The sequence below is a fragment of the Sulfurimonas sp. genome (assembly GCF_027056685.1).
Taxonomy (GTDB): Bacteria; Campylobacterota; Campylobacteria; order Campylobacterales; family Sulfurimonadaceae; genus Sulfurimonas.
The window spans coordinates 1-22,670 of the sequence record NZ_JALUKE010000178.1 but is presented as its reverse complement, the minus strand read 5'-3'; the positions used below and the strand labels follow the sequence as shown (position 1 = coordinate 22,670).

Sequence of the window (22,670 nt, the reverse complement as noted above, 5' to 3'; positions counted from 1 at the left end):
GAACAATAGCAAGTTTTGCTCCGCTGTTTGCACTTTTATAGCTACTAAACGCAGCCAATACACTTTCCTCTTCATCTGGATGTGTACTTCCTGCTACTATTAGCTCACAATCAGGTTTCACATAGTCACAAGTTTTTTTAATCTCACCTGCGAGTTTAATATTTCCAATCACTTCAATATTTTTTGCACCAAGTGCCAAGAACCTATTTTTATCATTTTCACTCTGCACATACAAAGTAGAAACATTTGCCAGAAGTTTTTTGTAAAACCATGCAAATTTCATATACTTATCAACGCTTTTATCAGAAATTCTTGCGTTTAAAAATATCACCTCTGCACCCCTAGCATGAGCCATAACAAAAAGCATATACCAGAACTCTGCCTCTAAAACAATAAGCTTCTTTTGTGGTTTTATCCAAAAAGGCAGATACATCTCATAAGGCAGGTAGCGAATTTCAGCATCATACTTTTTTGCTTCATCCTGCCCCGTTTGTGTAATCGTTGTAATGACAATTTTCTCTTCATTTAATCTATCTAAAATAGGCTTCAACGCTCGTGCTTCACCAAGTGAGCATACATGGAACCAAATAGATTGAGAATTTTTAAAAGGTGGATTTTTAAAAAGAAAAAAGCGTGAGGGTATCGACTCTTTGTATTTTTGTTTAAACGAAAGAATAATAATAAGTGGGAGTGCCACTAAAAAGAGCACAACACTTAAAATATAGTAGAAAAGAAAAAAAGGCTTCAAGCCTACTCTTCTTCATTCGCTTTCATATAGAGGATACGTCCACAGTGAGGACAGTTTGTAATGTCTTCACCTTTGATTACATCAGCGTAAACTTTATCGCTTATAACCATATGACAACCCATACATGCTTGGTCTTCAACAGGAACAACAGTCGTATTCTTAGCCCAACGACGGATTTTTTGATAGAAAGCTAAACCTTTTTGGTTTATTTCAGATAAAAGTTTCTCTTTCTTTTTGAAAACTTCTTGTCTTTCGTTGTTAATTTTTTCTAATTTTGTATCAACATCAGCTTTTACTTTTTCAAGATTTGCACTCAACTCTTCGAGTGTTCCTTTTGCCGCTTCTATTTGCTCTTTTTTTGCTTCAATGATTTTTTCAAGTCTTTGAATCTCTTCATTGGCAAATGTCACTTGTTCTTTTGCAATCTCTTCTTCAAGTTGCAAAGATTTCATCTCTCGTTCAGTTTTTACTTCTGAACTTTTTTTTGCATTCTCTTCAAGTTTTTGAGAAAGTTCTGCAAGATGAAGCTCATTTTTTGATTTTTTAACTTCTTCGTCTTTTATCTCATTCGTTAAGTTTTCAATATCTGACTCAATACTTTTTGTTTTTGCAAGTGCAGCTTCATAATTGTAGTTCGCTTCTTCAATTTGAGGTTCAAATGCATCAATTTCTTTGTCTATAATTGAAAGGTCGATTAACTGTTGTAAATGTTTATTCATTGGTGTCCTTTGGGCTTAAATATATATCAAATATATGTGAATGGGTTTTCTGATGACGCAATTATAACTTTTAAACCTAAAATTTTCAAATGCTTTTGTAAAATTTGGGCAAAAAAGCACTCACTTTCATAATGTCCGATGTCAATTAAAGAGAGTTTTATACTTTTAGCCTCCATAGCATCGTGGTACTTAATATCCCCTGTCAAGAAGCAATCAGCGTCTAAACTACGCATCAAAGAACAGCCCGAACCAGTCGTTAATGCCACTCTTTTTACCCTATTTGCACATTTTACAGTTTTTGCACATTTAATGCCAAACACAGCCGATACTTTTTTCACAAAAACATCAAAATCTTCATCTACATCAAGATAAGCAACAAATCCATCTTTTTCTTTAATTTCATAACCAAGGACCTCCGTTGCTACATAATCATTAAGGTGTGTTTGATCAAAATTTGTATGCATTGCAATATTTGAAATATTTTTTTGAATCATTTTTTGAATTAAATTTGCAGGATATTTTGAAAAATTCAACTGTTTTAATCCACTAAAAATAATAGGATGATGGGTAATTAAAAGTGTATTTTCTTCTAAAGAATCTATAAGTTTTTCATCCACATCTATACTGAGTGCAATATGTGAAATATCATCTTCAACATCACCAACTAAGAGTCCAGAATTATCCCAAGACTCTTGCAGGTTAAAAGGTGAGAGTTTGTCTAAAAATTCATAAATTTCTTTTATTTTCATCTAGGCTTCCTTTGTAAGTTTGTCCAACTCTTCTTGTGATTCTTTCATATTGGCATCTAAACGCAGTGCATTTTCATACATCTTTTTTGCTCTATCAAAATCTTTCATATCAACAAGTAGATTTCCATAATTGTAGTATGTAATAGGATTGTTTGCATCAAGTGAAAGTGAGTTTTCTAAATGATCTTTTGCCTTTTCAAACGCAGCCATTTTTCTATAAAGTGATGCCATCGCCTGATGTATGTAGCTATTGTTAGGATCAAGTGCAAGAGCCTCTTTATAATACTCTAGTGCCTCATCATCTCTATTTTGCTGCCCAAGAGTATATCCCATTTTAAAAAGTGTTTCAGGGTTATTAGGTGCCTTAATATTTGCTTCTGAGTAGATTGCAAGTGCTTTTTGCAAGTCACCTTTTTGCATCTCTTCATCTGCTTTATCAATCAAAGATGAAGCATCAAACGCTGAAAAAGCTTCTGCTGTTCTAGGTGTATCACCTTTCACATCACTCTCTTGTGGATCTTGAAGTGTTTGAATATGTTCATAAATTTTATATGCAAAAAATGCCGAGGCACCAAGCATTAAGAGTTGAAATAGTGTCATTTTTTTCCTTTTAATAAATTATTGTTTAGTAGTGTAATCAACTGCAAAGGGTCAACCTGCACCCCATCAATTCTTGCACTAAAGTGTAGATGTGGCCCGGTCACTCTGCCACTTTTTCCTGAGAGTGCAATTATTTCTGAGCGTTTGACAAGCGCACCTTTTTTTACTTTAAAACTGCTCAAATGAAAATAGCAGGTATAAATTCCCTCTCCATGATCTATAATCACCGTACCGCCAGAATAAAATCTTTTCCGTGCTAAAACAACGCGACCATCATTTGCAGCTTTTATGGGTGTTCCCATTTTTGCGTGAAAATCTGTACCGCTATGGTAACCTTTGAGTGAATTATTATATACTCTAGCTGTTCCAAAGGGACTTGTAATGTTACTCTCAAGTGGTAAAATAAACTTCTTGGAGATATAACTCTTTTTATCGACAGTGTTGTAAATTTGCATAGCTTCTTTATACTCTTTTGCTATGCGTTTTTTTACACTTGTTGCTTTTGGATTTACCTTTTTACTTGAAACTTTTATCTGCTCTTTTTTATATGCCCCTGCAAGCACATCTAAACGCAGTGAATGTTCTCTTCTTTTACCTACGTTTAGATATTCAACTTCCATCTTTTTACTGCCAACACGCTCATAATATGAAATCGGGACTAAAGCAAAATAGTACCCTTTTTTCAAAGGATGTTTAAAAATAGAAAATTTCTTTTTATCAAACACAATATCTAAATATTTTATGTGAGGTGTCGCATGAAGTTCTACAAACGCAGTGCTTCCTCTTGCTACCTCATCATTTGTCACACGAGCACTAAACGCAGATAAAGAGGAGATTAATAGACAAAAAACAAGTAGATACTTCATTAGTAATCCTTCATTGCCCTTGCAATATCTCTCTTTTGTGCTTTCTCTTTTAAGTCATTGCGTTTATCATGTAAAAGTTTCCCTTTTGCAATGCCTATTTGTACTTTTGCAATATTTCTATCATTAAAATAAAGTTGCAATGGGACTATTGTATAGCCATCACGAGTTACTGCCTTTTCCATCTTTTGCAGCTGCTTTTTATGTAAAAGTAACTTCCGTGTGCCTCTCTCTTCATGCCCATAATAGTGATGCGTAGTGTTTAGTCTCCCAATGTGGGCATTAAACAAAAACGCTTCTCCTCTCACTAAGCGTACAAAACTATCTTTAAGATTTGCTCTATGAGCACGCAAACCTTTGACCTCGCTTCCACTTAAAACAATTCCCGCTTCAAACTTCTCTTCAATAAAATAGTCATGATATGCTTTTTTATTTTTTGCTATTGTTTCACCCATTGTTGTCCTCTTTTACTTTAAAAAAACTACTTCCGCTTCCACTAAAAAAATAATTTTCTCTGTAATGACTCTCTAGCGCTGGATACTCTTTGAGTGCTGGCGCAAAAAGGTCATTTGCTTCTTGTGGAGTCATACTTTCTAAAATTGCCTGAGAACTCATCTTTTTAAGTGACTGCGTTTGAAATCCATCAATAGGATTATAAAAATTTTCTCTATATGATTTGTAAACTTTTGGTGTACTAATTTCTATATTAGGAGTAAAAATATCAAAAGAGAGCAAAGGCTCATCAAACTGCTCCACAACCTCACCAATACCACTGACATTAGCACTTTCATAACCATAGATGAAAAACGGCACATCTGCACCTACTCCAAGACCAATCACAGCAAGTTCGTTAAGACTCAAGCCCAAATGCAACACTTCATTACACATTTTCAGGTAAGTTGCCGCATCACTGCTTCCCCCACCAAGTCCAGCAAAGGCAGGAATACTCTTCTCAACTTTTATAGCATGAGTACGCATCAAATTTTCTAAAGCTTCACTAGAAGTTACTTTTTGCAGAGCAACATAGGCTTTATATATTGTATTTTGTTCTGTATCACATGAAAAATTACCTATAATTTTAAACTCAGAAGATGTTGCAGAAACATCTTTTTTAGAGACAAAGCACAGCTCATCATAGAGATTATTTACTTTCATAAATCGTGAAACTATTTCATGGTAGTTATCTCGTATCCCAGTTATTTTTAAAAATATATTTACCTTTGCAAAAGCCCTGTATTTTTTCATAATCTTATGAGTTTCCTAACAATTTAGAAATAGCTGTAATGTCATTCTCATCGGAGTTGCCCATAGCCGCCCTATTTGTTTTTACAATCTCTTCTAAAAGTTCACTACGCATAATAGAGATCTCTTTTGGAGCATCGATGCCAAGTTTTACGACACCATTTTCCACAGCAATTACTTTTACGACAATATTGTCCCCAATAACAATAGATTCATCTATTTTTCTTGCCAATACTAACATTCTATCCTGCCTAATTCATATTTTACTTCTGCTGCGTTTAGTGTTACAACAGAGATGTAGTTACCATTATCAATCCAGTAAGTTCCTGCTTCTTGTACTCTGAAATCTTCTAAAGCAAGAACTCTTCCATATCTAATATTATCATAATCACCCAAATAATAGTTTTGAGGGATATTAAGAGAGCTCTTTATATCTAAGGCTTTCTCATTCTCATAAAAAAACTGTCCCTCATTAAGCCGTTCAAGCATAGTAAGAGAACCAAACTCTATGCCAAGTCTTTGTGCAATAATCAATCCAAGAGAACGAATATATGTCCCCTCACTCACCGTTGCTTCAAAAGTTACAAAGGGATGTGCATAATGAATAAGCTTTGTCTTATAAATTGTAGAGTTTATTTTGTTTAAAACAACCTCTCTACCAGCACGAGCCAAATCATAAGCACGCTCACCGTTTATACGCTTAGCACTAAAGATAGGTGGTTCATACTCTAAATCACCCTCTAAAGAGTGAATAACCTCTGCTACTTTTTGCTGTGACAACTCTGGTAAGATTTCAATGTCTTTTATCATCTCACTATCTAAAGTATCACTCTTTGCACCAAGCCAAAGTGTTGCACGGTATGTTTTTGGTGTTTTATTTAAAAAGCGAAAAAGTTTTGTATGCGAACCAAAACCAACAAGTAAAACTCCTTTTGCAAAAGGGTCCAGTGTCCCTGCAAAACCAGCCTTTTTCTCTGAGTACTTGCGTTTAAGGCTATAGAGAAATTTATTTGAACCAATTCCTGAGGGTTTATATGCAACTATAAGTCGGTTCATAATCTCTCAACAAATGATGCCAGTATCTCTCGTTTTGTTCCAGCAAAATTAATGTTTAATTTAAACTCTCTACCAGATTTACTAATGCCATTTACTCGACCTGTGCCAAAAATTTTATGACGAACAAGGTCACCCTTTTTAAACGCAGTGTTTTTCTCTACTATTAAAGAGCCTTCACAAAGTCCCGCTTCATTAAAAAATCTACTTTTTTCCAAGTCACTTCTACGCCCCTTATAAAAACGACTTGCGGCATGACAAAGAGTAAGCGTCTCTTTTGCACGGGTAAAGGCAACATAGCCTAAGCGTCTCTCCTCTTCAAGGTCACTACCCTCTCCAACAAGTGGCAAAAAGCCCTCTTCCATTCCTATCACAAAAACATGCTCAAACTCCAAGCCTTTTGAAGCGTGAATACTCATCATATATATACTTTCACCCTCAACCTGATCCTGCTCGCTTTGTAGTGTTAATTCATTTAAAAACTCATCTAAAGTCGCCTCTGGAGATTTTTTGATAAAGTCTCGAAAGAGTCCGTAAAATTCATCCATATTAAGTAGGCGTTCTTGTGCATCTTGTGTATTTGCATATATATCTTTGACATGAAAAGTCTCTTCTAATATATCTATAAAATCATAAGTAGACTCTTTTGTAGCTGCAGCAACATCTTCTAAACTTTGCATAAAAGTTTTCAAGGTAAGCGTATTTTTTTTCTTTACTAAAGCTTCTAGCTCTTTGACATCTACATTTTTAATATATTGAAAAATTGAACTTCCCTGTGCATTAGCAGCCAGTTCAATTTTATCTATACTTGCTTTTCCCAGACCACGCTTTGGTTTATTTATAATTCTTTTTAAAGAGAAATCATCATGAGGATTTGTAATGACTCTAATATATGAAATAAGGTCTTTTATCTCCGCTCTATCATAAAAGCGAAGTCCACCTACTAGCCTGTAATTTATACCAGAACGATTTAAACCTTCTTCAATAGAACGAGAGAGAACATTAACACGGTACAAAACAGCTATCTCTTTTGCACGCACACCAGCATCTAAAAGTTTTTGAATATTTTGTGCTATTTTTCTTGCCTCTTCATTTTCATCATTGGAATTTAAAATAGTAACATCTTCACCGCTTCCTCTTGTAGCAATTAACTTTTTGCCTAAGCGTGAACGGTTGTGTTCAATAAGTGCATTTGCCACCTTTAAAATAGGTGAACGAGAACGGTAGTTCTCTTCAAGTTTAAATACTGTTGCACCATTGAAGTCTTTATCAAACTCAATAATATTTCTAATATTCGCACCACGCCAACCATAAATGCTCTGGTCATCATCACCCACAACACAGAGATTATTGTGAGAACTACAAAGCTTTTGTAGAAGTTTTAGTTGCAGTTCATTTGTATCTTGATACTCATCAATCATTATGTATTTATAACGCTCAGAAGTTGCCTTTGCAAGTTCAGGATTTTCATCAAGCAGTCTATATGTAATAGCGATTAGGTCATCAAAGTCAACAAGATTATTCTCTTTGAGATACTTTTCATACTCTGCATAAACCTCTGCTATCTGTTTATAGTTAAAAAGTTCCGTTTGCTTATAGGCATCATCAGGAGAGAGGAGTGAATTTTTATATCTTGAAATTTCACTTGCTATAAGTGGCGTTGGTAATTCTGAATTTATCTTTTTAATGATGCGTTTTTTATCATCCGTATCTATCACAACAAAATTATTTGCTCTTCCTATAAGATGGATATTAAATTTTAAGAATAATAAGCCAAACTTATGAAAAGTACAAAGCAGAGGAGGATAAGCAATATTTTCTATCATTGCAAGGGAACGCTCTTTCATCTCTTTTGCTGCTTTATTTGTAAATGTCAGCGTCAAAGTATTGGATGCAGGGATACCAACTACTTCAATTAAGTATGCTAAACGCGAAACAATTGTAGTAGTCTTCCCACTCCCTGCCCCTGCTAAAATGAGTACAGGACCCTCTGTTTGCTTGACTGCGTTTGCTTGTGACTCGTTTAATTTATTAAATATTTTTTCCATATACAACCACTATTAACTTCAAATTAATAATATTATAACAAAATAATTTGAAATTATCACAAAACTATTGCAATAATTATAATATTGAGTTATAATTTTGATATTATTATTACTTATAGGAATTATTATGTTAAGAGATTTTGCTAAATTACAAACTTTTTTGATGGTTATCAAAGAGAAGAGTTTTTCAAAAGCGTCAGCAAAACTGGGAATTTCACAGCCTGCTGTGACACAACAAATCAAGTTTATAGAAGAGTATATTGACACCAAAATTGTTGAGAGAAAGAAAAACGGAATTGTACTTACAAAAGAGGGAGAAGACCTCTATAGAATTGCACAAAGACTTGAAAAAGCAATACAAGCAAGTGAAAAGGATTTACTAAAAATCATTAACAAAGAGTTTACCTTTGTTATGGGTTCTTCATTTTCTATTGGCAACTATGTCCTTCCAAATTATCTTGGTGAAATAAAAAAACGTATTGGCAATGAAGTATTTATGAATGTTGATGTTTCAGAAAAAATCATCGACCAGCTTGAAGATAAGAAAATAGATGTTGCCCTTATTGAATCACCAATATTTAGAGATGGGATTATTTATAGAGAGTGGGTAGAAGATGAGCTAGTTCTCTTTTCAAACCAAGCTATAAAAAAACATGTTGGTGCTGATGATTTATTAGATTTTGATTGGATATGCAGAAATGAAGATTCACATACAAGACGCTTAACTGCTGAAACTTTTGAAGAGTTAGGTGTAAACTGTAATAATTTCAATGTAATCGGTGTCCTTACAAGTCCAACTTCAATAAAAGAGACAATAATGCATGCTGATAAAAATGCAGAGAGACCTCTTGTTTCAATTATGTCACGCCATGTTATTAAATCTGAAATTGAAGAGGGAAGACTTTTTGAAGCAAAACTCAAAAATCATAAAATTACAAGACATTTCTACATCGCTTATCTTAAAGAGAGAAAGCATGATGCCTTTGTTGACAATGTAGTCAACTACCTTTTATCTCTACACAGAGTATAAAAGGGAAGCTCTTCCCTTATTTTAGAAACTTAGAATTCTCTGGATTTGACAAAAATGAAGCCATTGAGTTCTTTACACCACTCTCATCGGTCTTAGTCGTTTTTTCTTCGTGCTGCGTTTGTACTGCTAGATTAATAAGGACTGGTGTCTCATCCACAATCACTTGAATAATGCTCAATAGTGGTACACTTACAATACTTCCAAAATTATCACTTCCAAAACCAGCCTCAAAAACAAGGTAGCCATCTTCAATTCGAGCTGTCTCAAATGTATAACCTGCGAGGAAAAAGAGTGTTAGTGGTCTAAACTCACTATTTATATCTTCGGGAAGTTCAGGATTAAATGAAATCTCTTCAATTTTGCACAGTATTCCAAAATTTTGTTCTTTTTCAAAGAATAAAATAATTAAATCCTGAATATTTTTCTTCATTAAGCCGCCAAAATCTTCATCTTGAATTATCTTTTCTAACAAATTATATCCTCTATTTTTTTATAGCGTATTATATCAAAATCTATCATAGCATTCATCAAAGCCATACCCTCAAATTTTATTATATCATCCACACTAATTTGTGCCTCTTTGATTTTGCCTTCATCAAGTAAACGAGCCCGTGTTGTACCCATAAGTAGAGGTTCTTTAGGTGTCAACCATTCACCTTTATACAAAAAGGCACAGTTTGCTATCGTAGTATCTGTAATAAAACCATTTTTTACTATTAAAACATCATCTGCAATAGCTTTTTGAGCAAAAAGCTTCTCTAAAGTACTTCTATCAAGATATTTTTTATCATAAACTATTGTATCATCATAAACAAGCTTCAATGTCTCAACGCTGCGTTTAGTATAGGGATAATAATCTATTGCATAACTCTCTTCATCATAAACAAGCCGACATCGAAACACTCCCTGCTCTTTTGGAGGATTTAAAATCTCATCTAAACGCAGTACATTTTTTACTAGAGCACGCTCTAAACGCAGCTGATGGTATGGCAGATTAAAAATCTTACCATCCTCTACTTTTATCGTCTCTAAAAGCTTTTTATTCACTAAAAAGTTCTGTACTTAGGTATCTTTCTCCAGTATCACAAAGAATAGTAACGATAGTTTTATTTTGAAATTCTTCCCTTTGTGCTACTTGCATCGCAGCATATACATTTGCCCCTGCAGATATGCCCACAAGCAAGCCCTCTTTATTAGCTAACATTCTCGCTGTCTCTATAGCATCTTCATTACTCACTTTTATTACTTCACCGTAGCAGTGTGTATCTAAAATGGCAGGAACAAATCCAGCTCCTATACCTTGAATCTTATGTGGAGATGGAGATTCTCCTGAGAGAATAGCTGAAGCAGAAGGTTCTACTGCAAAAACTGCTATGTTGGCATTATGCTCTTTTAAGACTTTTGATGTGCCAGTAAGTGTTCCACCAGTCCCTACAGCCGCTATAAAAGCATCTACTTCACCATCTGTATCGCGTAAAATCTCTTTTGCCGTTGTAAGCTCATGTATCTCTGGATTTGCAGGATTTTCAAACTGTTGCAGTATTAGAGAGTTTGGAGTCTCTTTTTGAAGTTCTTCTGCCTTTGCAATTGCCCCATTCATCCCTTTTGCTGCAGGAGTAAGTACAAGCTCTGCGCCAAGTGCTTTTAGTAGATTTCGTCTCTCTATGCTCATTGAATCAGGCATAGTCAAAATAAGTTTCAAGTTTTGTGCAGCACAATTTGCCGCAAGTGCTATTCCTGTGTTACCACTTGTCGGTTCTATTATTGTAGTGTTAGATTGAATCAGACCTGCTTCAACTCCTCGTCTAATCATATTAAAACCTATTCTATCTTTTACAGAACTTGTGGGATTCATAAACTCACATTTTCCTAAAATAGTAGCTCCACTAAGCGCAGATGGAGTATTTAACCTTACTAGTGGTGTATTGCCCACCAGCTCAGTTATATTTTTTGCAATCTTCATTTTATAATTACCTCTATTTTTAGTATAATCGTATCATTATTATACTAAAAATAGAGGTTAAAAATGGCTATATACAGCAGTAATGGAAAAAAATTGGTTGGCGTTGAGTATGACGCAGTTCCTCAGGTAGGCGATATTATTGATACAATGCGTGTGTTATCTACTGATTATAATGAAGAAAATGAGTATGCGGTCTTTTTATTAGAACCAAATACACGAGTAACTTGTTACATTTTTGATGAAATTTTCATTATAGGAAATCAGAGTGGTTTTGAGAGTTTAAATGAAGCAATTTTAGCTTGGAAAAATAGTGAGATTTAATAAAATGTATGGTGCGCAGAGGGGGATTTGAACCCCCACACCCTAAGGCACAACGACCTCAACGTTGCGTGTCTACCGTTCCACCACCTGCGCATATAAAAAGTGGTATAAAATGTCCAACTCAAAAAGAGTTGAACAGAGGTTTACTTAATTTTATCGTTAAAAGATTAACCTAAGTAAGGGTTAGCGTAAAGTGCGATTAACGCAATTACTAGTGCATAAATAACTTGTGCTTCGATCATTGCAAGAGCGATGAACATTGTAGTCATAAGTTTAGCACCAAGACCTGGGTTACGAGCAGTTCCAGCGATAGTTGCAGCAGCAGTATGACCCATACCAACAGCTCCACCTAATGCAGCTAAACCAAGACCAACACCAGCAGCTATCATAGAGTAAGCTTTGATTGTTTGGTTAGCAACGTCACCGTCGTTAGCGAATGCAGCAGCTGAAAGAGCTACTAAAAGAAAAAGAATTTTTTTCATAATGTTTCCTTAAAATAATTACAACCCGTTCGGATAGCGTAACCCCATCAACGATGAAGCAACCTAAACATAAATGCCCAGATTTCCCTACTAGAAATTGATAGTCGAATTATATAAAACTTTTACTAAATTAACTCTTATGCGAGACCTAAAGATATTTTATTTCCCTTAAATTCCAATATTTCTACTGTGACTTTTTGTCCTTCTTTTAAAACATCAGAGACATTTTGTACTCTCTCTTTAGAAATTTTAGAGATATGAAGCAGTCCATCTGTTCCATCAGGAAGCTCTACAAAAGCACCAAAATCAACAATACGCTTTACAACACCCTCATATTTTTGACCTACTTCATATTTTATTTTCTCTTTTTTAGGAGCATTTACAATTCCATGAATATGCTCTTTTGCACCCTGTACACCACTTTTATTTTTACCGGTAATTTTTACTTTACCATCTTTTTTATCAATATCTATGGCAACTTCAAATTTTTCAATAATCTCACGAATAGTTTTTCCAGCCTGTCCTATAATCTCACCAATAAATCCTGGATCAATGTGAAAAAACTCTGTTGCAGGAAGAACACCATCATTATATTCAATTGTTTTCTCTGCTTCTAGCATAATGTCAATAATATGAGAACGCCCCTCTTTTGCTTGATAAAGTGCCTCTTTTAAAATATCTAAACTAATACCACCAAGTTTAATATCCATCTGCATAGCAGTAATACCATCTTTAGAACCAGTTACTTTAAAGTCCATATCTCCATCATGGTCTTCAAGCCCCATAATATCTGAAAGAATTGCATACTCATTTTCACGACTTACCATTCCCATAGCAATACCGGCAATAGTATCACTTGTCTCTATTTCTGCAGCTTTAAGTGCCATATAGCCACCACATACTGTAGCCATAGAAGAAGAACCATTTGATTCTAAAATTTCTGAAACCAAACGCACTGTTTGTCCATCAAGATTAATAACAGGCTCCAAAGCACGCTTTGCAAGATTTCCATGACCAAGTTCTCGTCTTTTTGTTCCCATAACAGGTGATGCTTCACCCACTGAAAAACCTGGAAAATTATAATGTACCATAAAGTTTTCATTTTGTGTACCACTATCTGTGAGTGATTCAAACATCTGCGCATCTTTTGCTCCACCCATTGTAAGTGCTACCAATGCCTGCGTTTGACCGCGAGTAAAAAGACATGAAGAGTGTGCACTTGGAAGTACATTTGTATCTATTGTAATTGGTCGTACCTCATTTAAAGCACGCCCATCAGCTCGTACTTTATCGTTTAATATCTGCGCACGCACACGCTCTTTTTTTACCGACTCAATAGCAGCTTTAAGTTCTAATTCATCCCATTCACTGTTATTTTCTAAAATTCTTTTTCGTAAATTTCTTAGTGCTGTTGAGCGTTCAGATTTTGCCATCTGTTTTATAGCTGCATCGATGTCTTGCATATGATGGTCTGTTACGAACAAAAGCATCTCCTCATTAAGAGCATCCTCTTTCAAATCAAGTGCCTGTAACTCTTTTTGATGTACTCCAAAAGAGACTTCATACTCCGCATTTGCAGCAAAAAGAGCTTTCTCTGTTTTTGCAAACACTTCTATAAGTTCATCTTCACTCATTGCATTTGAGACATGCGTATCAAGAACAATTGTACCAAGGCTTGGATCCATTAAAGGGTCTAACATTGGTTCATAGGTATCTTCTACATCTATTTTTTCACTCCCAATTGAACGCATTTCAATCATTAGCAGGTCAGTTTTTGTACCGGAGAGATACAAATCAAGTGTAGAGTTTTTCAAATCACTCAAACTAGGATTAAGAACTATCTCACCATCAATTTTGGCAGCACGAATAGCACTTACACTTGTGTTAATATTTATGTCTGAAGTAAAGAGTGCAGCTGAGGCTGCGTTTAGTGCAAGTACCTGCATATCTGAATCAACATCAGCACTAAAGACCATAATTGTAACCTGTGTAGGATGTCCAAATCCTTTTGGAAAAAGCGGACGCAGAGATCTATCAACAATTCGTGAAGTTAAAGTTTCAAAATCACTTGGCTTTGTTTCACGCTTAAAAAAGCCGCCTGGTATTTTACCCGCAGCGTATGTTTTTTCTATATACTGCACAGTAAGTGGTAAAAAGTCATCTTTTACAATCTCTGTTTCATCTATAACAACTGTTGCGAGTATTACTGTTTTACCAGATTTTAGCCATGCTGCTCCATTTGCCTGTTTTGCAACATATCCAAAAGAGTACTCTTCAGTTTTGTTTTCTAATTCTAATTTCACATCATATTTCATCTATCTTCCTCTAGTAATTTTTTTTAAATTTTTTATCATTAAAAGTTCTTAACAATTATATCTTTTTCATACTATTATTATCCCCTTTAGTTCGCTAATTTATATGTAAGAAAAGAGTTATTGGCACGAGGTTTCATAAATGGTTTTAAAACTATTGTTAAATAGATATATTTATCGTACACTGACGACTTACTTGTTGTACTATTTGTCAAAATAGGTCTATTGTTTTCAGTATATTTTATCCCAAAATCCCAACATCTTTTCTTATACATAAAACCAATTGAAGCACTTTTTTTCTCTTGTGTTTGTAAATCATAATTGTAACTTGCATTATACGAATAATGAGATGAATAGACATAATTAAGAGATGTTGTTAAGTAACTTGTATATCTTTCATGATTCAGAGTCTCTGGCAAAAAATCATCTTTGAAAAGGTGTGAAGCAGAAAGCTTTAAACCATAATCATGCAAGCTAATTTTATTAAATATCTTTGAAAATCTATTTTTATCATAATTATAAAACATATTATTATAAATTGAAAAGTAACTGTTTACCGTATAATCTAGCTCATTTTCCAACTCTCCATATCTTTGTTGAGAATTTGAGTATGAAATTCTTTGTGAAAGTCTCTGATAAAATATCTCTTTTTGTGCATCATCATAAAGATACTGCGTAAAGTCAATTTTAGCAGCATTTTCTATGTCACTTAAATTGTAAAATTCACACCGTGCATCAGCTTTATTTTCAGACTTAGAACAATAATCAGCTACATCTTTATAATATCCAGTTTTTGTTTCCCAAGACGATTGATTATAACTCATAGCCATTCCAATAACATGCGTATATTTTTTATACCTTTTTGTTAATTGGGTTGAAGCAGCAAGAGTATGATAATTTCTAGCAAAATAGCCCGTTTTGTAGGTAGAATTTTTAGAAGCAGTTGTAGGCGTTCCAGAAAAACTTGAATGTTGCAGATAGAGATTTGCTTGATAAGATAGATTTAGATACTCATCAAAGAGTGAAGTTTGCAACGCTATAGGAAGATTAATATCTGTTTGAATAACCTTTTTACCCTTTTTTCTATAAATATTATTCCCTTGAACATCCAAAGAATAAAGTAGATGGTTTTTTAATAATGTATTTAAATAGTGATGATAATGTAGTGTAGGAATTTTTTGCAGAGTTTCATCATTTGAAGGAAGTGTCAAATCTTCGTAATACTTCAAGTATGTACCAAAATAGTTCTCATTTGTATTGTAAAAAAGGTTCACTCTTGAGAGAATTTGTGTTGCTGTTGTCTGGTTTATCGTATCATTTGAACTAAGATTAATGTAATCAACATCATTCATATGGTTTAACTCTACATATATACCAGACTGTCCTCCATAATTTTTATGAAACCACTGGTTAAGAAAATCGCTGTTTTTATATTTAAAATTAAATCCAAAATGGGATTGATTTCGTAAATTATTGTCTTGAAAATATGCATCTTTTTCTTTAAAGTAACCTGCTCGAAATTCACCATCTGATGTTGCAGAATCTACAAAACGAAAATTTTCATAAATTCCTGCTCCTCTATTTGTTCGTATTTGAGGCAATAGCTCCAAATCCCACCAGTTTTGTTCGGCAATGTAGAGAGGTTGTTGTAAATAAAACCCTTCAGAGCTAGAAAGCCCTAAAGCTGGAGTAAGCAAACCCGTGCGCCTTGTAGTATCTAAAGAGTATCCAAAATAAGGTGTATAAAGCAGAGGAATATCATAAATATAAAGTCTTGCATTATATAAATTAACCCATTTTGTTTGGGAATTATAATCAGATGAGCTAAATTCCATTGTCCAGAGTGGGTTTATAGGGTTACAGCCACTCACAACACCAGAAGAGATATGAATATTTTCATCCTTACTACCGCCCTTATTTGCACTCATCCAAACTTGAGATTTATTATCAAGCATATAAAAAGGCTGAAAACTTTTCTCTTTTTTAGCAATATTTAATTTTGCATAGTTTCCTAAAATTTTATATTTACCCTTGTTATCAATGCGGATATTATCGTAAAGTTCCAAATCTCCTGTTTTACGATTATAAGTTGCCCTTTTAGCTGTTAAAAGATAATCTTTATAAGCAACACTTACCCCTCCACTCGCCTCTATCGTACCATTTTTACTGCTGAGCCTTGTAGCGTAAATCGCTACTTTGTCGTCTGCATTTACACAAGATAAAAAAAAGATAAAAAAGAGAAGAAGAAGTTTAAGCATTTACTACCAGAGTTTTTGCAGTTTTATCATGCCATGTTTGACGGGTAGGATTCATCACTCCCCATAAAAACCCAAGATAAAAAAGCATTTCACTTATTATTCTAAAAATAGCACGATTAAGAGAAACTACAAAAGTTGGATTAGCCAAAGTTGCTATTTCTATCACTCGTATTTTAACCGCTAACTTCCCAAGTGTCGCACCATACTGCATCACAAAAAATGTCTGATAAACGATTTTCATCAGTAAATATTCAAAAAGATAACTGTTCGTTACTATAATAATATCTTGCATAGTCTTAGCATTTGTAAAAGCATCAGACATCGCAATAACCAATAAAAAAGAGAGTAATATTTCATCTATAAAAAATGCTAAAGCCCTCTTTTGTATAGATGCTAGCGTTAAATTCTCACGATGGAGTAAATTCTCTATATTTTCATTCAAAGTTATTCATTTCCTAAAGTGCTTGGTAAGCAATATCTGTACGGAGTTTTTTCCCTGCAAAGTGAACCTGACCACATCTCAGATATGCTCTATCTCGTGCTTGTTTAATGCTGTCACCCAAGCCAATACAGACTAAAACACGTCCACCTGTCGCATAGAGTTTTCCATCTTCAAGCGTTACACCAGCAAAAGAAATATGTGTATTATTTGCAATATCTTCATGTTTTACTTCATCTAAAATGATTTCAGCCGGAGTTGAAGAGCCATAAGGATAGTTTTCACTTGCCATTACTACACCAACAGCATACTGATCTGAAAACTCTACTTTTATATCTGCTAAACGATTTGTAGCCGCTTTATAGAACATATCTGAAACAGGAGATGTCATAAGTGGCATTAAAATCTCACACTCGGGATCACCAAAGCGTACATTAAACTCTAATGTTATTGGCTCACCATTGACAACCATAATTCCAATAAAAAGTACACCTTCAAATGGTGCACCCTCTTTTTGCATACCATCAAGAGTAGGACGGATAACTCTATCACGCACTTTTTGGTAGAGTACTTCATCAACAAGTGGTGTCGGTGCGTAAGCTCCCATTCCACCTGTATTTGGACCAGTATCTCCATCGCCAATACGTTTATGGTCTTGCGCAGCAGGAAGCAAGATGTAGTCTTTACCATCACATACAGCAAACATAGAAAGTTCATAACCGTCTAAGAACTCTTCAACAATTACTTTTTTACCTGCGTCACCAAAGCTTTTACCACTAAGCATTTCAGAAATAGCTTTTTTTGCTTCATCATGTGATTGAGCAATAATCACGCCCTTTCCACCACAAAGTCCATCTGCTTTAACAACTATTGGAATGCTTAAGCTATTTGTAAATTTAAACAACTCTTCAATAGAATCACTCTCAATATACTTCGCAGTAGGAATATTATACTTTGCTAAAAAGTTTTTCATATAAACTTTTGAACCCTCAAGTTGGGCTGCCTCTTTAGATGGTCCAAAAATTGTAAGCCCATTTGCTTTAAATATATTAACAACGCCATCAACCAAAGGTGCTTCCGGCCCTACTATTGTTAAGTCTATCTCATTCTCTTTTGCAAATGCAACAAGTTCATCATAATCACTAATAGCAATATTCTCTCCAAGCTCATTTGTAGCGCCATTTCCAGGCTGAAAAAAGAGTTCATGTTTCTCTTGCTCATTTTTAATAGCACGACCAATAGAATACTCTCTACCACCGCTTCCCAAAATTAATATTTTCATAAATTCTCCAAATAAAATAAAAAGTTTAATCAATCCATCATAATGGAGCAAGTAAACCTTTCATAAAAAGTATCCAAGTAGCCGTCACACGTTGGCTTGGTTCTAAAAGCCGAATTTGGGTGAAGAGAAAATTGTCTAACGGCGACAGTTTCATCGGTAGAGTTAACATACCTCAAACGAAATCATCGACACACGACAATCTTACTAATTCACAATTTGTATATGTAGAACCCGCATTGATGTGTTGACACGCACTACTCAGATAATGTTATTATACTAAAAAGATACTTGATTTATTTTTATTTTTCATCAACATAGAGCTCAATTTCACTTAAAAGTCGTAATAGATGTGCCTCAAAATTTTGAAATGCTTTTAATATTTTAGGATATTCTTGGCGTTCCAACTCATATTCTAAAGATGCAACGCTTTCACAAACTGAATATGCGCCAATATTTAGAGAGACATCTTTTAAATCTCGTGCCAACATAATTGCATCTTTATATTTTTTCTCTCTTATCATCTTGTTAAATGATTCAGCAGAGCTTGCATACATTGTTTGAAAATCACGCAGTAAAGATTTATAAAAATCTTTTTCTCCTTCGAACTTTCCTAACTCTTTGAGTGTTGCCAACTCACTCTCTTCATCCTCTTTTTTTACACTTTTATCTATATTGATCTCTATTTTATCTGATAAGGCATCATAGATTTTTTGATAAAAATCATCTAACACTATAGGCTTTGTAATATATCCCTGCATACCAACTGCTAAAGCCTTATCTTTTGCCTCTTGTTCAGTTCTGGCACTCAGAGCAATAATAGGTATAGAATCATTTGCAGCATCCTTTCTAATCTCTATTGCAGTATCATACCCGTTCACAACAGGCATCTCAATATCCATAAGAATTAAATTATATTTATTGCATTTTTTAATCAAATTAATGACTTCTTGTCCATTTGTCACAAAACTAATATCTGCTCCTGTTTTTTCCAAAAGACTTGCCAATACTTTATGATTTAATTTATTGTCTTCTGCAACAAGTATTTTCTTTAATGAGATCTCTTGTATCTTCTCTTTTGATGCATTTACATCTACTTCTGTTTTTAGTTCCTTGGCACCATACATACTAACAAGTGTATCTAATACATTTTGTTGTGTAAAAGGTATTTTTAAGAAACCAGATATATCAAGTTTATCTATAAGAATATCATCAATTTTTGTAAATCTATATGTTGTTAAAATAATTTTGCTCTTTGATTTATTTTTAAAGCACATTTTTTGAAGATTTTCAATTGATTTTTCATTAATTTGTGCCTGATTAATAACAATTACATCATACTTCATTGTACCGTTAATCATATCTGTATCTAAAGATGGGACAACATGCGTTTTATATCGAAAATAACGGAAAGCACGTAAAAGTGCAATCACATTTTTATTTGAGTTTTCTACAATCAAAATAGTTTTATTGAGATAATTTTTAGAGGGAAGGTGATAATGGCGATTGTTGTCAATATCAAAAATTCTTACTTCTATTGTAAAGACAAAAGTAGTGCCAACATCTTTTTGGCTGCGTACTTTTATGGTTCCACCCATTTTTTCCACTAACTCTTTAGAGATCAAAAGCCCTAAACCAGTACCACCAAACTCTCGAGATGTTGAAACATCAGCCTGTGAATAGGATTTAAAAATTTTTCCAAGCTGTTCTTGTGTCATTCCTATACCATCATCTATAACACTAAATTCTAAAATTATACTCTGCGCAAGTGTCTCTTTTTTTCTGATTTTTAAATTTATATTTCCATCTTTAGAAAATTTGATTGCATTGGAGAGAAGATTGACAAGAACCTGCCCTAAACGCAGTGAATCACCAATAATATTTGCAGGAACACCGTTTTCTACCTCTAATGTAACATCAATATTATTCTGTTTAGCTTGCAAATATGTTGTACTCAACACATGTTCTATCATAGAATTAATGTTAAATTCTCTATTTTCTATCCTTAACTCACCCGCATTTATCTTTGAAATATTTAATATATCATCAATAATTTCCAGAGCTTTCTCTGCAGACTGTTCTATATTTTGTACATTCTCTTTTTGAAAAGTTGGCAGTTCATTTTCTAAAATCAATTGGCTAAGACCCATTACTGAAGCAATAGGGTTACGCAATTCATGACTAACATGTGAAAGCATTTTCTCTTTTGATTCTAGCTTACGATTTTTATTAGACAATTCAAATAACATTGTCTCATTCTCATTTTTCAACGCACTAATTTTACGCATTAAAACCAAGACAATAATAAGCAATGCTACAATTATTAGACCAATGATTAACAACACAATAATTATATTTCTAAGTTTAAAATTTTGAGGTTCTACAACTGCAACGGGTTTCTCTTTTTTTACAACTTTTTGTTTTACCTGAATCTTAGAAACCACTGCCGTAACTTTTTTTTCTATTACAGGTTTCTTTATCTTAGGAATATTAACTTCTATTTTCTCAGGTGCTATTTTTTGTACTTTTGCAGGTAAAGGCTTTATTTTTTTAGGATATGCACTTTTATACTTTATTCGTAAAGTATCCAACAACTTTTGCACAACTTCTTTATCTGTTATTGGTTCTAGGACTACTATATAGTATTTATTTGATTTAATTATCTTAAAATGAAAATTATACTTCTCTTGATACATTCGCATTTCTTTATTAGAATAAAGAAATTTTTGTGCCTTTTCAAGTGTTTGTTTGGCTGGATGCTCTGCCAAAAAAGAGCCTAAGCGTATACTTCTTACATATGTTGATGCATCTAAAGTGCTAAACATAACAAAGAACATCAATATCACATATTTCATGTTCATCCCTATTTTTCTTTGAAGCATATTTAATTTTCACTTAAGAAAGTGTTAAAAATCTATATTATTAGATATTTTTTGCCAATTCTACACAACTCTCAATGGTAGTTTTTTCACTAATATGATACTCAATCCCTTTTGGAACTGCCTTTGCCGTTGTTTTTCCTATAACAATAAGAGTACTGCGTTTAGAGAGAGTATGTGTTTGTAAAAAACACTCCAAGCTAGAAGGAGATGTAAAAATTAATATTGACTCTTCTGCTACCTTTACATTAAGAATATCTTTTGAACACTCACTCACATAAACAATAGCTTCATCTATAAGGTAATCCTCTTTTTTACAAATAGAAACAAAATCAGAAGCAACTACTCTTGCCCTCAAATAGAGCCAGCGCATATTTTTAGGATACTTTTGTATTTTTTGTACTAAATTATCGCCATATCCTTCACCAACATCTAAAATCCTGCCACCAATTGCTTCATAACTTTTAGCACTTGCCTTTGAAACGCAAAGTGCAGGAATATTTTGAAATGACTGCGTTTGATACTGCCCTAATGCCTTTGATGCTTGTTTGGAAGTAATAATAAAAGCATCATATTTTGAAAAATCAATGTTAGGCTGTAAAAAAGTGATAGAGAGAGAATTAACACTCACTGCATCAGGATGAGAGGATATGGAAAAGAGATAAACTGGTCTGTTATTAGTCATAAAATTCAATTTTTCTTCAAAAATGTAAATTGTAAAAAGTTTGATTTAGATTGGAATGTTTTGAGGTTGAAGCATAGTAAACTATGCTGATACCTCAATCATTTCAAGATGAACCAAAATTTTTCTCAATTTATTCCCACTCTATTGTTGCTGGTGGTTTACTAGATATATCATAAACTACTCTGTTTATGCCATCAACCTCGTTGATAATTCTTCTTGAAATTCGCTCAAGTAAATCATGTGGAAGGTGTGCAAATGTTGCTGTCATTCCATCAACCGCTTCAACAACACGCACACATACTGTATTGTCATAAGTACGGTTATCACCCATAACACCAACAGATTTTACATTGAGTAAGACTGCGAATGCTTGCCATGTTTTTGCATAGTATCCACTTGCTTTTAACTCATCAAGTAAAATTACATCTGCTTCACGAAGAAGATCTAAATCAGCAGGATTTACATCTCCCATAATGCGAATTGCAAGTCCCGGTCCAGGGAATGGATGACGGTTTACCATTGATTCTGGAAGACCTAGTTCAAGTCCAATTTTACGCACCTCATCTTTAAAAAGTTCACGCAACGGCTCAATAAGCTCAAAATCCATCCAGTCAGGAAGTCCACCAACATTATGGTGAGATTTAATAACTTCAGACGGTCCATTTACAGAGATAGACTCAATAACATCAGGATAAAGTGTCCCTTGTGCTAAAAATTTAATACCATCATGCTTTTTAGCCTCTTTTTCAAACTCTTCTATAAAAGTATGTCCAATAATTTTACGCTTTTTCTCAGGATCACTAACGCCTGCAAGTTTTGAGAGGAAACTCTCTCTTGCATCAACAACAACCAAAGGAACTTTAAGATTAATTTTAAAGACTTGTTCTACCTGCTCTCTCTCACCTTTTCTTAAAAGTCCATTATCTACAAAGACAGGAACAAGTTGCTCACCAATTGCTTCATAGAGCATTGCTGCAACAACAGAACTATCAACACCACC

The 22,670-nt window shown here is 33.9% G+C and carries 23 protein-coding genes and 1 tRNA gene; 2 read left to right on the top strand and 22 right to left on the bottom strand.

The window, feature by feature from the left end; all coding sequences use genetic code 11:
• The 10 genes from MVY38_RS07720 to MVY38_RS07675 all read right to left on the bottom strand — a co-directional run.
• Positions 1-748 (bottom strand): glycosyltransferase N-terminal domain-containing protein (locus tag MVY38_RS07720; RefSeq protein ID WP_297484946.1); only part of this gene is annotated, 748 nt, incomplete at its 3' end.
• Between the two features lie 2 nt (positions 749-750).
• Positions 751-1,467 (bottom strand): zinc ribbon domain-containing protein, encoded by a 717-nt coding sequence (locus tag MVY38_RS07715; protein WP_297484943.1) that lies wholly within the window; start codon positions 1,465-1,467, stop codon positions 751-753.
• A 26-nt stretch (positions 1,468-1,493) separates the two neighbouring features.
• Positions 1,494-2,216, bottom strand: coding sequence for a Nif3-like dinuclear metal center hexameric protein (locus MVY38_RS07710; protein WP_297484940.1), 723 nt, complete (start codon positions 2,214-2,216; stop codon positions 1,494-1,496).
• On the bottom strand, positions 2,217-2,816 hold the full coding sequence (locus MVY38_RS07705) for a tetratricopeptide repeat protein (protein WP_297484938.1): 600 nt from the start codon (positions 2,814-2,816) through the stop codon (positions 2,217-2,219). It lies immediately after the preceding gene.
• Positions 2,813-3,682, bottom strand: a complete 870-nt coding sequence (locus tag MVY38_RS07700; protein ID WP_297484937.1) for a M23 family metallopeptidase — start codon at positions 3,680-3,682, stop codon at positions 2,813-2,815. Before MVY38_RS07700 ends, MVY38_RS07705 begins: the two co-directional genes overlap by 4 nt.
• Positions 3,682-4,134, bottom strand: a complete 453-nt coding sequence (smpB, locus tag MVY38_RS07695; RefSeq protein ID WP_297484935.1) for an SsrA-binding protein SmpB — start codon at positions 4,132-4,134, stop codon at positions 3,682-3,684. Before smpB ends, MVY38_RS07700 begins: the two co-directional genes overlap by 1 nt.
• Positions 4,127-4,924, bottom strand: coding sequence for a 4-(cytidine 5'-diphospho)-2-C-methyl-D-erythritol kinase (locus MVY38_RS07690; protein WP_297484933.1), 798 nt, complete (start codon positions 4,922-4,924; stop codon positions 4,127-4,129). Before MVY38_RS07690 ends, smpB begins: the two co-directional genes overlap by 8 nt.
• Positions 4,925-4,928: 4 nt before the next feature.
• The gene (gene csrA / locus MVY38_RS07685) at positions 4,929-5,162 is read right to left on the bottom strand and encodes a carbon storage regulator CsrA (RefSeq protein ID WP_297484931.1); all 234 of its coding nucleotides are present in this window, start codon (positions 5,160-5,162) and stop codon (positions 4,929-4,931) included.
• The gene (gene truB / locus MVY38_RS07680; RefSeq protein ID WP_297484929.1) at positions 5,156-5,977 is read right to left on the bottom strand and encodes a tRNA pseudouridine(55) synthase TruB; all 822 of its coding nucleotides are present in this window, start codon (positions 5,975-5,977) and stop codon (positions 5,156-5,158) included. The genes csrA and truB overlap by 7 nt, the downstream gene beginning before the upstream one ends.
• On the bottom strand, positions 5,974-8,022 hold the full coding sequence (locus tag MVY38_RS07675) for an ATP-dependent helicase (RefSeq protein WP_297484927.1): 2,049 nt from the start codon (positions 8,020-8,022) through the stop codon (positions 5,974-5,976). The genes truB and MVY38_RS07675 overlap by 4 nt, the downstream gene beginning before the upstream one ends.
• 127 nt (positions 8,023-8,149) lie before the next feature.
• Here MVY38_RS07675 and MVY38_RS07670 point away from each other — a divergent pair, with 127 nt between their 5' ends.
• Entirely contained in the window at positions 8,150-9,052 is a 903-nt protein-coding gene (locus MVY38_RS07670; RefSeq protein WP_297432073.1) for a LysR family transcriptional regulator, read from the top strand.
• 16 nt (positions 9,053-9,068) lie between these two features.
• Here MVY38_RS07670 and MVY38_RS07665 read toward each other — a convergent pair whose 3' ends face one another.
• The 3 genes from MVY38_RS07665 to cysK are packed head-to-tail and all read right to left on the bottom strand — an operon-like array spanning position 9,069 to position 11,015.
• The gene (locus tag MVY38_RS07665; protein ID WP_297484925.1) at positions 9,069-9,524 is read right to left on the bottom strand and encodes a hypothetical protein; all 456 of its coding nucleotides are present in this window, start codon (positions 9,522-9,524) and stop codon (positions 9,069-9,071) included.
• The gene (locus tag MVY38_RS07660; RefSeq protein ID WP_297484923.1) at positions 9,518-10,099 is read right to left on the bottom strand and encodes an aminotransferase class IV family protein; all 582 of its coding nucleotides are present in this window, start codon (positions 10,097-10,099) and stop codon (positions 9,518-9,520) included. The genes MVY38_RS07665 and MVY38_RS07660 overlap by 7 nt, the downstream gene beginning before the upstream one ends.
• Positions 10,092-11,015, bottom strand: a complete 924-nt coding sequence (cysK, locus tag MVY38_RS07655; protein WP_297484921.1) for a cysteine synthase A — start codon at positions 11,013-11,015, stop codon at positions 10,092-10,094. The genes MVY38_RS07660 and cysK overlap by 8 nt, the downstream gene beginning before the upstream one ends.
• Positions 11,016-11,078: 63 nt before the next feature.
• Between cysK and MVY38_RS07650 the strand changes: the two genes are divergently transcribed.
• Entirely contained in the window at positions 11,079-11,336 is a 258-nt protein-coding gene (locus MVY38_RS07650) for a hypothetical protein (RefSeq protein ID WP_297484919.1), read from the top strand.
• Between the two features lie 9 nt (positions 11,337-11,345).
• On the opposite strand, the gene MVY38_RS07645 is transcribed toward MVY38_RS07650, so the two are convergent.
• The 9 genes from MVY38_RS07645 to guaA form a co-directional block, all read right to left on the bottom strand.
• Positions 11,346-11,429, bottom strand: a tRNA-Leu gene (locus MVY38_RS07645).
• 74 nt (positions 11,430-11,503) lie between these two features.
• Complete coding sequence (locus MVY38_RS07640) at positions 11,504-11,818, bottom strand: F0F1 ATP synthase subunit C (RefSeq protein WP_297432082.1); 315 nt, start codon at positions 11,816-11,818, stop codon at positions 11,504-11,506.
• A gap of 137 nt (positions 11,819-11,955) precedes the next feature.
• On the bottom strand, positions 11,956-14,133 hold the full coding sequence (locus MVY38_RS07635; protein WP_297484917.1) for a polyribonucleotide nucleotidyltransferase: 2,178 nt from the start codon (positions 14,131-14,133) through the stop codon (positions 11,956-11,958).
• Between the two features lie 86 nt (positions 14,134-14,219).
• Positions 14,220-16,388, bottom strand: coding sequence for an LPS assembly protein LptD (gene lptD, locus MVY38_RS07630; protein ID WP_297484915.1), 2,169 nt, complete (start codon positions 16,386-16,388; stop codon positions 14,220-14,222).
• A complete protein-coding gene (locus MVY38_RS07625) occupies positions 16,381-16,830 on the bottom strand; it encodes an RDD family protein (RefSeq protein ID WP_297484913.1) in 450 nt (149 codons plus the stop codon). The genes lptD and MVY38_RS07625 overlap by 8 nt, the downstream gene beginning before the upstream one ends.
• Positions 16,831-16,843: 13 nt before the next feature.
• Positions 16,844-18,109: a phosphoribosylamine--glycine ligase gene (gene purD / locus MVY38_RS07620; protein ID WP_297484911.1), complete on the bottom strand. Its 1,266-nt coding sequence runs from the start codon at positions 18,107-18,109 to the stop codon at positions 16,844-16,846.
• Between the two features lie 299 nt (positions 18,110-18,408).
• The gene (locus MVY38_RS07615; RefSeq protein ID WP_297484909.1) at positions 18,409-20,961 is read right to left on the bottom strand and encodes an ATP-binding protein; all 2,553 of its coding nucleotides are present in this window, start codon (positions 20,959-20,961) and stop codon (positions 18,409-18,411) included.
• 67 nt (positions 20,962-21,028) lie between these two features.
• Positions 21,029-21,670: a uroporphyrinogen-III synthase gene (locus tag MVY38_RS07610; RefSeq protein WP_297484907.1), complete on the bottom strand. Its 642-nt coding sequence runs from the start codon at positions 21,668-21,670 to the stop codon at positions 21,029-21,031.
• Between the two features lie 130 nt (positions 21,671-21,800).
• Positions 21,801-22,670, bottom strand: an 870-nt coding sequence (gene guaA / locus MVY38_RS07605) for a glutamine-hydrolyzing GMP synthase (RefSeq protein WP_297484905.1), incomplete at its 5' end; no start/stop codon positions are given.

Bases quoted from the DNA above. Each gene is read 5' to 3' on its own strand.
- lptD (WP_297484915.1), bottom strand. From the start codon at position 16,388: ATGCTTAAACTTCTTCTTCTCTTTTTTATCTTTTTTTTATCTTGTGTA.
- MVY38_RS07700 (WP_297484937.1), bottom strand. From the start codon at position 3,682: ATGAAGTATCTACTTGTTTTTTGTCTATTAATCTCCTCTTTATCTGCG.
- smpB (WP_297484935.1), bottom strand. From the start codon at position 4,134: ATGGGTGAAACAATAGCAAAAAATAAAAAAGCATATCATGACTATTTT.
- MVY38_RS07640 (WP_297432082.1), bottom strand. From the start codon at position 11,818: ATGAAAAAAATTCTTTTTCTTTTAGTAGCTCTTTCAGCTGCTGCATTC.
- MVY38_RS07710 (WP_297484940.1), bottom strand. From the start codon at position 2,216: ATGAAAATAAAAGAAATTTATGAATTTTTAGACAAACTCTCACCTTTT.
- truB (WP_297484929.1), bottom strand. From the start codon at position 5,977: ATGAACCGACTTATAGTTGCATATAAACCCTCAGGAATTGGTTCAAAT.
- MVY38_RS07690 (WP_297484933.1), bottom strand. From the start codon at position 4,924: ATGAAAAAATACAGGGCTTTTGCAAAGGTAAATATATTTTTAAAAATA.
- MVY38_RS07635 (WP_297484917.1), bottom strand. From the start codon at position 14,133: ATGAAATATGATGTGAAATTAGAATTAGAAAACAAAACTGAAGAGTAC.
- purD (WP_297484911.1), bottom strand. From the start codon at position 18,109: ATGAAAATATTAATTTTGGGAAGCGGTGGTAGAGAGTATTCTATTGGT.
- MVY38_RS07705 (WP_297484938.1), bottom strand. From the start codon at position 2,816: ATGACACTATTTCAACTCTTAATGCTTGGTGCCTCGGCATTTTTTGCA.
- MVY38_RS07670 (WP_297432073.1), top strand. From the start codon at position 8,150: ATGTTAAGAGATTTTGCTAAATTACAAACTTTTTTGATGGTTATCAAA.
- cysK (WP_297484921.1), bottom strand. From the start codon at position 11,015: ATGAAGATTGCAAAAAATATAACTGAGCTGGTGGGCAATACACCACTA.
- MVY38_RS07650 (WP_297484919.1), top strand. From the start codon at position 11,079: ATGGCTATATACAGCAGTAATGGAAAAAAATTGGTTGGCGTTGAGTAT.
- csrA (WP_297484931.1), bottom strand. From the start codon at position 5,162: ATGTTAGTATTGGCAAGAAAAATAGATGAATCTATTGTTATTGGGGAC.
- MVY38_RS07610 (WP_297484907.1), bottom strand. From the start codon at position 21,670: ATGACTAATAACAGACCAGTTTATCTCTTTTCCATATCCTCTCATCCT.
- MVY38_RS07715 (WP_297484943.1), bottom strand. From the start codon at position 1,467: ATGAATAAACATTTACAACAGTTAATCGACCTTTCAATTATAGACAAA.
- MVY38_RS07675 (WP_297484927.1), bottom strand. From the start codon at position 8,022: ATGGAAAAAATATTTAATAAATTAAACGAGTCACAAGCAAACGCAGTC.
- MVY38_RS07615 (WP_297484909.1), bottom strand. From the start codon at position 20,961: ATGAAATATGTGATATTGATGTTCTTTGTTATGTTTAGCACTTTAGAT.